Origin of the sequence: Luteimonas sp. WGS1318, assembly GCF_043187535.1 — a bacterium.
Classification (GTDB): domain Bacteria; phylum Pseudomonadota; class Gammaproteobacteria; order Xanthomonadales; family Xanthomonadaceae; genus Luteimonas.
Window position 1 is genome coordinate 2214756 of record NZ_CP171131.1, and the last position, 13296, is coordinate 2228051.

General features: G+C 64.6%; 7 protein-coding genes. 5 read left to right on the forward strand and 2 right to left on the reverse strand.

The features are described 5' to 3' along the window. Window positions 1–24: 24 nt before the first annotated feature. Together ACF3M1_RS10210 and ACF3M1_RS10215 are read right to left on the reverse strand one after the other, a co-directional pair. Entirely contained in the window at window positions 25–3216 is a 3192-nt protein-coding gene (locus ACF3M1_RS10210) for a multidrug efflux RND transporter permease subunit (protein WP_394000321.1), read from the reverse strand. Window positions 3217–3222: 6 nt separating this feature from the next. After that, a complete protein-coding gene (locus tag ACF3M1_RS10215; RefSeq protein ID WP_394000322.1) occupies window positions 3223–4467 on the reverse strand; it encodes an efflux RND transporter periplasmic adaptor subunit in 1245 nt (414 codons plus the stop codon). Between the two features lie 202 nt (window positions 4468–4669). On the opposite strand from ACF3M1_RS10215, the gene ACF3M1_RS10220 reads away from it, so the two are divergent. From ACF3M1_RS10220 to ACF3M1_RS10240, 5 genes are all read left to right on the forward strand, one after another. Beyond that, a complete protein-coding gene (locus tag ACF3M1_RS10220; RefSeq protein ID WP_394000324.1) occupies window positions 4670–5440 on the forward strand; it encodes a TetR/AcrR family transcriptional regulator in 771 nt (256 codons plus the stop codon). Between the two features lie 12 nt (window positions 5441–5452). Continuing rightward, window positions 5453–6655, forward strand: coding sequence for an efflux RND transporter periplasmic adaptor subunit (locus tag ACF3M1_RS10225; protein WP_394000325.1), 1203 nt, complete (start codon window positions 5453–5455; stop codon window positions 6653–6655). A gap of 62 nt (window positions 6656–6717) precedes the next feature. Beyond that, window positions 6718–9897, forward strand: a complete 3180-nt coding sequence (locus ACF3M1_RS10230; RefSeq protein ID WP_394000327.1) for an efflux RND transporter permease subunit — start codon at window positions 6718–6720, stop codon at window positions 9895–9897. A gap of 1203 nt (window positions 9898–11100) precedes the next feature. Then, window positions 11101–11586, forward strand: coding sequence for a hypothetical protein (locus tag ACF3M1_RS10235; protein WP_394000329.1), 486 nt, complete (start codon window positions 11101–11103; stop codon window positions 11584–11586). A gap of 516 nt (window positions 11587–12102) precedes the next feature. Then, window positions 12103–13254 (forward strand): pre-peptidase C-terminal domain-containing protein, encoded by a 1152-nt coding sequence (locus ACF3M1_RS10240; protein WP_394000331.1) that lies wholly within the window; start codon window positions 12103–12105, stop codon window positions 13252–13254. The last annotated feature ends 42 nt before the right edge of the window (window positions 13255–13296 follow it).

Here is a 13296-nt window from a genome sequence, read left to right on the forward strand (position 1 = left end):
CTCGCTGATCAGCCGTGATCGTGATCAGTGCATCGGTCGCGTGTCCACCGGCGGATCGCCGGGCGGCGCGTCGAGTTGGAGGCGCGGATCCGGCCGGTCGAGCTTGTCGCCCAGCATGCGCCGCACGATGACGAAGAACACCGGAATCATCAGCAGGCCCAGGAACGTGGCGAACAGCATGCCGCCGATCACGCCCGTGGCGAGCGCATGCCGCGCGTTCGCACCGGCGCCGCTGGACAGCGCCATCGGCGTGACGCCCATGATGAAGGCGAACGAGGTCATCAGGATCGGGCGGAAACGCAGGTTGGCCGCTTCCACGGTCGCATCGCGGAGGGTCTTGCCTTCCTTGTACTGCTGCACAGCGAATTCCACGATCAGGATCGCGTTCTTCGCCGCCAGGCCGATCACCGTGACCATGCCGATCTTGAAGAAGATGTCGTTCGACAGCCCCGGACGCAGCATCGTGAACACCACCGCGCCGAGGATGCCGAGCGGCACCACCAGCAGCACCGCGACCGGAATCGACCAGCTCTCGTACAGCGCCGCGAGACACAGGAACACCACGACCACCGACAGCACCAGCAGCAGCGTCGCCGCGTTGCCGGCGATGATCTCCTGGTAGGACAGGCCCGCCCAGTCGTAGCCGAAGCCGGCCGGCAGCTCGTTCTCGACGATCTGTTCCATCGCCGCCATCGCCTCGCTGGAGCTGCGGCCCGGCGTCTGGGCACCGACGATGTTGACCGCCGCGTAGCCGTTGTAGCGGGTCAGCGACGGCGTGCTGGCGCCCCACTCCGGGTTCACCACCGTGCTCAACGGGATCATCGTCGGTGTGCCGTCGGCATTGGTCGACATCGCACTCGGCGTATAGAAGCGGCCGATCGAGCCCGGGTCGGTGCGGTACTGCGCGTCGGCCTGCATGTTGACGCGCTTGATGCGGCCCTCGGAGATGTAGTCGTTGACGTAGACCGGCGCCAGCATCAGCTGGATCGCGCTGTAGATGTCGGTCACCGACAGCCCCATCGACTGCGCCTGCACGCGGTCGACGTGCAACTGCAGCTGCGGCGCGTCCTCGAGCGTGTTCGGCCGCACGCCCTGCAGCACCTCCGGCTTCTGCGCGGCGAGGCCGAGCAACTGGTTGCGCGCCTGTTGCAACGCGGCGTGGCCGGCGCCGGTCCGGTCCTGCAGATACATGTCGAAGCCGCCGAACTGGCCCAGGCCCTGCACCGTCGGCAGGTTGACGACGAAGATCGTCGCGTCACTCACGCCCTGCAGCGCGCCGTTGGCCTCGCCGAGGAAGCCGTTGATGTCGACGTCGCGTTCGCTCCAGTCCTTGAGCTTGATGAAGCCCATGCCGACGTTCTCGCCCTGGCCGACGAAGCTGAAACCGGCGACCTGCAGCATGCTTTCGTAGGACGGGTTCTGCTCCAGCCGCGCGCGGATGTCCTCGAACACCGCGTTCGTGCGCTGCAGTGTCGAGCCCGGCGGCAACTGCACGATCGCCAGTGCATAGCCCTGGTCCTCTTCGGGCAGGAAGCTGCCCGGCAAGCGCACGTAGAGGAAGCCGCAGACCACCACCAGCACCACGAACACCGCCATCCAGCGCGGCGCATGGCGCACCGCGCTGCCGATGTGGCCGACGTAGGTGCGGTTCACGCGGTCGTAGTATTTGTTGAACGTGCGCACGACCACGTTGTCCTTGCGCTCGCCGGGCGGTGCATGCTGCTTGAGGAAGGTCGCGCACAGCGCCGGCGTGAAGCCGAGCGCGAGAAACGCCGAGAAGCCCATCGAGATCGCGATCGTGATCGCGAACTGCTTGTAGATCTCGCCCGAGGCGCCGCCCTGCAGCGCGCTGGGAATGAACACCGCGGCCAGCACGACGGTGATCGCGACCACTGCGCCGGTGATCTGCTCCATCGCCTTGATCGTCGCCTCGCGCGGCGGCAGGTGCTCCTCGGCCATGATGCGTTCGACGTTCTCGATCACCACGATCGCGTCGTCGACCACGATGCCGATCGCCAGCACCATCGCGAACAGCGTCAGCTGGTTGACCGTGAAGCCGAGCAGGCTCAGCCCCAGGAACGTCCCGAGCAGCGCGATCGGAATGACCAGCGTCGGGATGATCGTCGCGCGCAGGTTCTGCAGGAACAGCAGCATCACCAGGAACACCAGGATCACCGCCTCGATCAGGGTCTTGACGACCTCCTTGATCGACAGCGTCACGAACGTGGTGGTGTCGTAGGGCTTGAACCACTCGATGCCCTGCGGGAACGAGGGCTGCAATTCGTCCATGCGCGCTTCGACCGCCTCGGCCACGGTCAGCGCGTTGGCGCCGGGCAGCAACTGGATCGCGAACGCGCCGGTCGGCTGGCCGTTGTACTTGGTGTCGAAGCCGTAGCCCGACGCGCCGATCGCCACGCGCGCCACGTCCTTCAGGCGCACGGTGGCGCCGTCGGCGTCGGCGCGCAGGATGATGTTCTCGAACTGCTCGGGGGTGCTGAAGCGCCCTTCCGCCGACACGGTGGCGGTGAAGCCCTGGCCCAGCGGCGCGGGGTCCGAGCCGATCGAGCCGGCCGCGAACTGCACGTTCTGGCCGCGCACTGCGGCCATCACCTGGGACGCGGACATGCCGTAGCCCTGCAGCTGGTCCGGGTTGAGCCAGATGTTCATGGCGTACTCGGAGCCGAACTGCTGGGTGCTGCCGACGCCGGGCACGCGCGCGATCTGCTCGAGCACGCGCGAACCGATCAGGTCGTTGAGCTGGTTGCGGGTGACCGTCGGATCCTCCGAGCGCAGGCCCACGACCATCAGGAAGCCGGCGTTGGCCTTGGCGACGACGACGCCCTGCTGCACCACTTCACTGGGCAGGCGCGGCGTCGCCAGCGAGACCTTGTTCTGCACCTGCACCTGCGCGATGTCGGCGTCGGTGCCGGTCTCGAAGGTCAGGGTGACGCTGGCGCGGCCCGACGAACTCGACGTCGAACTGAAGTACAGCAGGTTGTCGATGCCGGTGAGCTGCTGCTCGATGACCTGGGTGACCGCGCGCTCGGTGGTGTCGGCGCTGGCGCCGGGATAGGTCGCCGAGACGGTGACCTGCGGCGGTGCGACGCTCGGATACGACTCCACGCCCATGTTCAGCAGCGCGATCACGCCGGACAGCGAGATCAGAATGGAGACGACCCAGGCGAAGACCGGGTGGTTGATGAAGAACTTGGGCATGACGGATCAGTCCTGCGTGTCGGTCGCAGCAGGCGTCTGGCCGGCCGCGTCCTGCGGCGCCGCCGCGGGCGCGTCTTCGGTCGTCGCAGCTGCCCCGTTCTCGCCTGCGGGCGCGGCACCGGCCGCCGCCGCGGGCGCGGTCTGCGCCTGTTCGGGCGTCCACGGCTTGGGCGCGACCACCGCATCGGGACGCGCCTTCGGCACGCCGCTGACGATCACGCGGTCGCCCGGTGCGAGCCCCTCGCTGATCACCCACTGGCCGTTCTGCGCGCGGTCGGTGCGCACGTTCTTGCGCACCACCACGTTGCCGTCGCCGGCCACCAGCACGTAGGCAGTGCTGGCATCGCGCAACACCGCGGCCTGGGGCACCAGGAACACGCCGCTCTGCTCGCCCATGTTCGCGCGCAGGGTCACGTAGACGCCGGGCAGCAGGCGCCGGTCCGGATTGGGCAGCGTGGCACGCAGCTGCACGGCGCCCGACGACGGGTCGACGATGTCGCCGGAGAAATCGAGTGTCGCGCGTTGCTCGTGGACCGAGCCGTCGGGCAGTACGATTTCGACCTGGCCGCCACCGGCGTCCCGGTCGAGCGGCATCGCGCGGATGCGGTTGAAGTCGGCCGCGCTCATCGAGAAGTTGATGTACAGCGGATCGATCTGGTCCACCGTGGTCAGCAGCGTGGCATCGCCCTGCCCGACCAGCGCACCCTCGGTGACCTGCTGCTTGCCGGCACGCCCGGCGATCGGCGCACGCACCGTCGCGTAGCCGAGATTGATCTGCGCGGTCTGGGTCGACGCGCGCGCGGCCTGCAATGCGGCCTCGGCACTGCGCTCGGCGGCGAGTGCGTTGTCCAGGTCGGACCTGGAAATGAAATTGGTCGGCGCGAGCTGGCGCGCACGGTCGGCGGCAGTCTTCGCGTTCGCGTAGTTGGCCTGGGCCTGGGCCTGTGCGCCCTGCGCGGTGCCCAGCGCGGCCTGCAACTGCGCCGGATCGATCCGGAACAGCACGTCACCCTCGTTGACGTCGCTGCCCTCCTGGTAGACGCGGCGCTCGAGCACGCCCGGCACCCGGGCGCGCACGTCGGCGCTGCGGAACGGCGCGAGGCGTCCCACCAGTTCCTGCTCGAGCGCCACACGCGTCGGCTGGACGGTCAGCACCTCCACGTCGGGCGGCGGCGGCGCGGCCTGTTCGGGTTGGGGACTGCACGCGGAGAGCGCCATGGCGAGCACGGCAAGAGGCAGGATTCGACGCATGGGGGAGGCCTGGAAACGGGGGGAGAGGCGGTTCGGGGGTATTTCTATACTGGTCAGTATAGCTAATTCAGCCAGACGCAGCAGCGTGCAGAAAGTCATGCCGCGCCATGGCCGCGATTGCCCGCCTCCCGGCCGCTGGCGAACCTTGCTCACGTCGCGAATCGGATTCATACTGCCGCCCCCTCCCTGTTCAGCCGACGCGATGTCCAGCGTTTCGACCGTGATCGCCCGCCGCCAGCGCGACGTCGCCCGACGCGAGCAGGCGATGCTCGATGCCGCCCAGGCGCTGATCCAGCGCGACGGCCTGCTGTCGCTGCAGATGGCCCGGGTTGCCGAGGAGAGCGGCTATGCGATCGGCACGCTGTACAAGCATTTCGCCAGCAAGGAAGACCTGCTGGTGACGCTGGCCACGCGCAACAGCCTCGACCGGGTGGAACTGTTCGAACGCGCAGCCGCTTGGTCCGGCGGCACGCGCGAGAAGATGCTCGCCGTCGTGCTGGCCGACCTGCTGATCATGCGCGAGCAACCCGAGCATTTCCGTCTGGCCCAGTTCGTCTGGACCGAAGTGGTCTGGGGCGCCGCCTCGGCGGAATCACGGCGACGCGCGCTGGAGGCCTGCCGGCCGCTGAGCGACCTGATCGAGGGCATCGCCCGGGAAGCGCGCGCGCGCGGTGACCTGCCCGCCGACTGCCGCCTCTCGCCCACCGCCCTGACGATGGGCCCGTGGCTGATGACCATCGGCATGCACACGCTGGCCCAGCAGCAGGGCATGCTCGATCCGCAGATGGCCGGCGATCCCTACCGGGTCCTCGTGCAGCAGCTGCAATACCTGCTCAACGGCTACGGCTGGCAGCCCCTGTTCGACACCGCCGACGAGGCTGCGCTCGACCGCCTCGTCGCGCACGTCAGCCATGCCGTCTTCGGCACCGACTGGGCGAGCATCGCCCCGACACCTCCCGCTTCTCTTCCCTGACGGAACTCCACCATGTCCCGGACGCCATCTCCCACGCGCAAACCCCGCCCCGGTCTCCGCCTGTTCGTCGTGCTGCTGGTCACCGCCGTGCTGTTCGGCGGCGTGTTCGCGGCCAAGGCGCTGATGGGCCGTGGCATGAACGACTTCTTCGACAACATGCCGCAGCCGGCGGTAGCGATCACCACCTTCGACGCCGAGGCACAGGCCTGGGCGACGCCGCTGGACGCCGTCGGCACGCTGGTCGCGGTCAACGGCACCGACGTCACCACCGAAGCCGGTGGCGTCGTCCGCCGGCTCTCGTTCGAGCCGGGCCAGCCGGTGCGTGCGGGCACCGTGCTGGTGGAACTCAATACCGACAACGAGCTGGCAGTGCTGCGCGCGAGCGAGGCGGCGGCCAAGCTCGCCGCCGTGCAGCGCGATCGTTGGCAGGCGCTGGGTCGGGACCAGCTGGTCTCGCAGGCCGAGGTCGAGGAGCGCGGCACGCAGGCGGCCACCGCGCAGGCCGATGTCGAGGCGCAGCGTGCGTTGATCGCGCAGAAGACCATCCGCGCGCCGTTCGACGGCGTGCTCGGCATCCGCAAGGTCAACCTGGGCCAGTTCCTGTCGCCCGGAACCCCGATCGTGAGCCTGCAGCAGCTCGACCCGATCTTCGTCGACTTCTCGCTGCCCGAGCAGCAGCTGCCGATGATCAGCGAAGGCGCGACGGTCCAGGTCGCCATCGACGCGCTGCCCGACCAGCGCTTCGAAGGCAGGATCACCGCGATCGAGCCCGCAGTCGATGCCGGCACGCGCAACTTCATGGTGCAGGCCACGCTCGCCAATCCCGACGGCGTTCTGCGTCCGGGCGCGTTCGCCCGCGTGAGCATGGCCGTCGGCGGCGAGCAGCAGGTCGTGGTGATTCCGCAGACCGCGGTGAGCTTCAACCCCTACGGCAATGCGGTCTACGTGGTCAGCGAACGTCCTGCCGATGCCGAAGGCGGGAACGCGGCCGCCAGCCCTGAGGGCGAGACCGGGGGCCCGACCCTGATCGTGCGCCAGCGCTTCATCACCACCGGGGCCACGCGCGGTGACCTGATCGCGGTGACCGAGGGCCTGAAGCCCGGCGAGCGCGTGGCGACCACCGGCCTGCTCAAGCTGCGCAACGACGCCGTGGTGACCATCAACAACCGCGTGCAGCCCAGCGCCGACGACGCGCCGACGCCGCAGAACCGCTGACCGCCGCGCGTTCCGCGCGCCCCGCTCCCTGACCCGCGCTTCGCTGCGCGGGGGAGACCGAGATGAAATTCACCGACATCTTCATCCGCAAACCCGTGCTGGCGATCGTCGTCAGCCTCTTCATCCTGCTGTTCGGCCTGCGCGCGTTCTCCGAGCTCAACGTACGCCAGTACCCCGAGCTGCAGAACGCGGTCGTCAACGTCAGCACGACCTACTTCGGCGCCGACGCCGACCTGATCCAGGGCTTCATCACGACGCCGCTGGAACGCGAGGTCGCCAGCGCCGAGGGCATCGACTACATCACCTCCACCAGCTCGGCCGGTGTCAGCGTGATCCAGGCCTACATCCGTCTGGACTACGACCCGAACGAGGCGCTCACGCAGATCGCGGCCAAGGTCAACAAGCTGCGCAGCGAACTGCCGGCCGAATCGGAAGATCCGGTGATCGACCTGCAGCAGGGCCAGCAGGTCGCGGCGATGTACGTCTCGTTCGCCAGCGAACAGCTCAACGACAACCAGATCACCGACTACCTGACCCGCGCGGTCGAACCGCGCATCGCGACGATCCCGGGCGTGCAGCGCGCCGAGATCATGGGGCCGGGCGCGTTCGCGATGCGCGTGTGGCTCAAGCCCGACCGCATGACCGCGCTCGGCGTGACCGCCAGCGACGTCTACGCCGCCCTGCAGTCCAACAACGTGCTGTCGGCACTGGGCTCGACCAAGGGCCAGATGGTGTCGGTGGATCTCACCGCGCGCACCGACCTGCGCACGCCCGAGGAATTCCGCGCGCTGGTCGTACGCGAGGCCGACGGCGCGATCGTGCGCCTGGGCGACATCGCCGATGTCGTGCTGGGCTCGGAGAACTACGGTTCGTCTGTGCGCATCAACGGCGATGCGGCGACCTTCATGGGCATCTTCGTCTCGCCCGATGCCAATTCGCTCGATGTGATCGCCGACGTGCGCCGCGCCTGGGACGAGGAGATCGTGCCGCAGCTGCCCGAAGGCATCGAGGCGACGATTCCCTACGACAGCACCGAATCGATCCAGGACGGCATCAACGAGGTCATCCGCACGATCATCGAGGCGGTGATCATCGTGATCGTCGTCATCTACCTGTTCCTGGGCTCGTTCCGCAGCGTGCTGATTCCGGCGGTCACGGTGCCGCTGTCGCTGGTCGGCGCGCTGTTCCTGATGCTGCTGATGGGCTTCACCATCAACCTGCTGACCCTGCTGGCGATGGTGCTGGCGATCGGCATCGTGGTCGACGACGCGATCATCGTGCTCGAGAACATCCACCGCCACATCGAGGACGGCATGACGCCGCACGATGCGGCGATCCGCGGTGCGCGCGAGCTGGCGTGGCCGGTGGTGGCGATGACGACGACGCTGGTGGCGGTGTATCTGCCGATCGGTTTCCAGGGCGGCCTAACCGGCGTGCTGTTCACCGAGTTCGCGTTCACGCTGGCCGGTGCGGTGCTGCTGTCGGGCGTGATCGCGCTGACGCTCACGCCGATGATGTGCGCCCGGATCCTCAAGCCGCACAGCGAGTCCAGCAAGAGCCGGCTCGAGCAATGGCTCGACCGCCGGTTCGACTGGCTGCAGCAGGGCTACCAGCGCAAGCTGCACGGCGCGCTGCAGACGCGCTGGGTGATCCTGGTGTTCGGCGCGATCGTGCTGGTGTCGTGCGTGTTCCTCTATACCGGCGCCCCGCAGGAACCGGCGCCGCCGGAGGACGAAGGCTTCGTGTTCGCGATCGGCAGCGCCGACGCGGCGAGCACGCTCGACTACGTCGAGCGCTACACCGAGGAGATGACGGCGGTCGTCGAGCAGATTCCCGAAATCAATGATTTCTTCCTGTTCAACGGCGGCTTCGGCGGCATGGGCGGCAGCAACAGCGCGATGGGCGGCTTCGTCATGAAGCCCTGGAGCCAGCGCGACCGCTCGACCAACCAGATCCTGCAGCAGGACCTGCAGCCCAAGCTCGCCGAGATCACCGGCCTGAACATCTTCGCGCTGGTGCCACCGTCGCTGCCCTCGGCCGGCGGCGATGGCGGCGGCGAGTTCCTGATCGGCGGTATCGGCTCGCTGGAGCAGCTCAACGAACTCGCCGACCAGGTCGTCGCGCGCGCGCAGGAGAGCCGGCGTTTCATCTTCCTCGACAAGGACCTGAAGATCGACAAGCCGCGCGTCGAAGTGCAGATCGACCGCGACAAGGCGGCCCTGCTGGGGATCGACATGCGCACGCTGGCCGCCGACATGAGCGCCCTGCTCGCCGGCGGCTACGTCAACCGCTTCGCGATGGAGAACCGCTCCTACCGCGTGATCCCGCAGGTGCAGCGCAGCGACCGGCTCAACCCCGAGCAGATCGGCAACTACTACACGCGCACCCGCGACGGCGAACTGATTCCGCTCTCCACCGTGGTGACATTCAAGGAAAGCGCGCAGCCGCAGTCGCTCAAGCGCTTCCAGCAGCTCAATGCTGTGGGCATCACCTTCGCGCCGCGTCCGGGCGTGTCGAAGGGCGAGGCGCTGCGCGTGCTCGACGAAATCGCGGCCGACGTGCTGCCGCAGGGCTACAGCGTCGACTACGCCGGCGAGTCGCGCCAGTTCAAGCAGGAAGGCACGACGATGCTGGTCACGCTGGCATTCGCGCTGATCATCATCTTCCTGGTGCTGTCGGCGCAGTTCGAGAGCTTCCGCGATGCGTTGATCATGCTGATGACGGTGCCGATGGCGATCAGCGGCGCGCTGCTGGTGCTCAACGCACTGGCGCTGCTGTCGGGCGTGCTGCAGTTCGCCGGCATCGAGGCCTTCCCCGGCATGTCGATCAACATCTACACCCAGGTGGGCCTGGTGACGCTGGTCGGCGTGATCTCCAAGCACGGCATCCTGATCGTGGAGTTCGCCAACAAGCTGCAGATCAACGAAGGCCTGTCGAAGGCCGAGGCGATCGAGCAGGCCGCGGCGATCCGCCTGCGCCCGGTGCTGATGACCACCGCGGCCCTGGTGTTCGCGATGGGACCGCTGCTGATCGCAAGCGGCCCTGGTGCGGCCGCGCGCTTCTCGATGGGGTTGGTGATCGCCGCCGGCATGTCGCTGGGCACCGCGTTCACGCTGTTCGTGCTGCCGGCGTTCTACCTGCTGCTGGCACGCGACCACAGCCACGACCGGGACGCGGTCGAGGCACGGGACGCGAAGGGCCGCGACGACGACGATCTGGAACCGGCGCCGCAAGGACACTGAGTCCCGGCGCCTGCACACCGGACAGGCGCGGCTTCGGCCGCGCCTTTTTTTCGCCCGCACACCGCACCCGTGTAGGTGACCGCATGAAATGAGAACGCGGAGACGGCAAATTCAGTCGGTTATAAGCGGGCTGTCGCAGGTAGATGAGAGTGAAATTGCGCCCAAGGCTGAGAATTTCCGCAGAACTGACCCCATAAGGTGAGAGTTCCCTCAACAGGGTCTTTCTGTCGCTGAGAAGAGCGAACAGGAGGTGCGTTTGGCGCGGAAGGGCGCGGCACACCAGCGACCACCTCAGCGCGTCGTTTGGGGGTTCGGGAGCGGAGCAATCGCCGCTGCTGGCATCCCGGATGCTTTTACCACGTCACCGTGAAGTGGAACACGAAGCCGAGATCTCGTTCGAAGACGACGTCGTAACGATCACGCGTTAGGGCGGCGACAACATGTAGCAACTCGCTGTCGGGCGCATCTCCGACGTTGAAGCTCCACGTGAGGCACCGACGGTCTCTCACCGACGCACAGCGAAGAACAGCCCTGAGGTCCTTGGCTATTGCTTTTGAATGTCTTCTTACAGACGCATGTCTGGAGAGCGAACAGAAGAGAGCTGAGTCCGGCTTCATCGAATCGGCCATTCCATTGGTCTGTCGGAATCCTAGAACTTCGATATTTAAGTTCTGTGGACAAAAGCCATCTGACCCGTAAGGAAATTTGCGAGTTCCAGCATATGACGCGACTCTCCAGCAATTAAGGCGCAAGCGAACCAGTTCTCTCCGCCCTGCTAAGCGCCTTTTCACTATCAGCTGACATCCCTCCACACCGTTACATCTGCAAGATGCTCGTTGGCTCCAAGAGAGGGGTGGCTTGAAGCCTGCCTCCAAATGCAGGGCACTTCCGCACCACTAGCTAACGACGACGGTCGGTTGCGCCATGCTTAGCTCAGCATCTGATAGCCAAGATAAATATTGACGTCGATTTCACGATATGATAGCACTTCAGTTCCTGAGTGCAAATGCCCACTGCTCGCCAAGATCGCATTGGATATATGAATGGCAGTGCGGTCGATAACGCGCAGCGTGCCGGCATGAAGCAGGAGCTTTGCTGTCACACATCCCCGCAATCACTGCCATGCGGGAGCGCCTCTTCGTGGTGGCACTGAGCTTTAAAAGAACTGATGAGTGACTTCAAGATCTGACACACGGACTCCCCATGGAAGAAGCCGTACAAAATCTGAAATACATCTCGAATGCTCTCAGGGAGCGAGCAGCCCATGCCGCAACGGAGCTAGAAGTAGCGAGTACCGCACTGGATTCCGCTGCCGCGCTCCTGCGCCTCGCAGTCAGCGCTCTTGCAGAAGTGAAATGCAGCGACGAGCATAGTGAGCTGCAGAATACTGCCATCGATGATATCTGCATCATTATTGGCGCAATTTCCGAGCTCGCACCTAAACTCGGTGACCGAACGAATTTCCACGAACTAGTCGTGCTAAAGGGTAGTGAGCACGCTCACATGGTGGCCTACCTGGACGCGTCGCACCAGCTGAATGTCGCTTTCGCAAGCCTTGTGCGGCTTATGCAGTTCGACGTTGAAAAAAAAATGACTCCCAACATTGAAGAAGGATTTCTAGTTACAAGCGCCGGGACTGTCTATGGCCGTACATCATTCGCTCCAGCCAGAATGGACGGCAAAGAATAATGCGCTCAAGCGCATTAAAACCACGCAGCACTGGGGCTGCGTGTTTCCGTTTTGTATATATGGAGATTCACCATTAAATGGAAGAATGGGTACGGAATAAGTCTGGCAACGCTCGCAATTTTCGCCGGGATCGCGTGCTGCGCATCAGGAGCAATCGCCCAAGATCGTGGGTACTTTCCTGATCCAAAGTTGGCAGATAGGTCAAAGCAATATTCTAACGCCGCTGTTCGTGAGCGACCCGAACTAGGCCTCCTGCTTGAATCACAAGGACTTGACTACCTTCACCAGCTCGATCCGGGCATCGTGTACAGCATTGATATACGGTCTGGAAGCGTCACGCTGACAAAGCCGTCTACTGAGGAAGACGGGCTTGCGATAGGGCCTGCGGGAATCTTTTGGGGTTTCGGATCACCAACTGTCTTGATCGCCTCGGGGGGTGCGACCACACTCATCGGGGAGGCGGCTACGACTGTTACTTGCCCATTTAGCGCCCAGAGCGCCGAGGTTGCCGGTTTCATGGCCTCTACAGTCTCCCGAGATCCAATCGGAGGCATACGAAATGGAACGCTGGTTGTCGATACATTACTTTCAAGTAAGTCTCAAGTTAATTTTAGTATTTTGAAAGTGAGTGGCGGAGCTCGCAACCCGCAGAATCGTACTGTGCTCGAATCAACTCACATTGGATCATGCGGCGATGAGATCCGAGTTCAGAATTTAGTTACCACTTGGCCCCCAGCGAGAATCGGTCTTGCAATTGACGACACTGGATCAATGGGAACTCAGCTCGCCGGAGTGAAGACAGCTCTCGCGAACTTTGTAGCCAGCAACAACACAGGAGAGCGCCAGAGAGAAACGTCCTATGAACTTGTTAGCTTCAAGGACAGCCCTACTCTTCGGCTTTCGAATACGACCGACACAGGCGCAGTCTTAGCCGCGATCAATTCTTTGAGCCCGAGTGGAGGTGGGGACTGCCCGGAGGACGCTTTCGGCGCAATCTCATTGGCGCTTAGCGGAATCGAAACTGATGAAGAGAGCGAGGGATCTATCATTCTCGCCACGGATGCTTCACCCCAAGGCGGGATTAGCTTAGATTCTTTGATTGCTCGTGCACAAGCACGGGGAACTCGGGTAAACGTACTACTCTCCGGCGATTGTGTCGCCGCGGCGGCAGCGGGTCGAACAAGGGCAATGGACGGTAATAGCTCTTATGTATCGGCCGCCACGAAGTCAGCGAGAGCGGACTTCTCCCGGCTTGCGGCAGAAACTGGCGGACTGTACTTCTACATGCCTGGTGCAACTGCGGATGACTACGCAGCGACGTTGGAAGAGATCTTCGAAAGTGTTGTGGCAGGCGTCGATGTACTGGAGCCGGGCGTTCCGGTGACAGGCTTAGAAGGTCCTGCGGCATCAGCGCATCTCTATCGCATAGAAGTGCCCGTAGGAACAACTTTGCTTCGTCTTATTTCTTCAGGCGGCTCAGGTAACGTGACCCTGCAGGCGAAGTTTGGCGCGGTCCCAAGTGACTCTAGTCACGACTTCATATCTCAGCGACCTGGAAACAATGAAGTAATAACCGTCAGTACGCCTAACCCCGGCACTTATTATGTTCGGTTGATTGGCGTGACGGCCTACAGTGGAGTTAGCCTCCAAGGCCGTTTGACAAACTAAGAACGCCAGCGCCGGCCGCGCTCCAATCGGCCGGCGCTTTTT

Bases quoted from the DNA above. Each gene is read 5' to 3' on its own strand.
- ACF3M1_RS10240 (WP_394000331.1), top strand. From the start codon at position 12,103: ATGGCCTCTACAGTCTCCCGAGATCCAATCGGAGGCATACGAAATGGA.
- ACF3M1_RS10210 (WP_394000321.1), bottom strand. From the start codon at position 3,216: ATGCCCAAGTTCTTCATCAACCACCCGGTCTTCGCCTGGGTCGTCTCC.
- ACF3M1_RS10235 (WP_394000329.1), top strand. From the start codon at position 11,101: ATGGAAGAAGCCGTACAAAATCTGAAATACATCTCGAATGCTCTCAGG.
- ACF3M1_RS10230 (WP_394000327.1), top strand. From the start codon at position 6,718: ATGAAATTCACCGACATCTTCATCCGCAAACCCGTGCTGGCGATCGTC.
- ACF3M1_RS10225 (WP_394000325.1), top strand. From the start codon at position 5,453: ATGTCCCGGACGCCATCTCCCACGCGCAAACCCCGCCCCGGTCTCCGC.
- ACF3M1_RS10220 (WP_394000324.1), top strand. From the start codon at position 4,670: ATGTCCAGCGTTTCGACCGTGATCGCCCGCCGCCAGCGCGACGTCGCC.
- ACF3M1_RS10215 (WP_394000322.1), bottom strand. From the start codon at position 4,467: ATGCGTCGAATCCTGCCTCTTGCCGTGCTCGCCATGGCGCTCTCCGCG.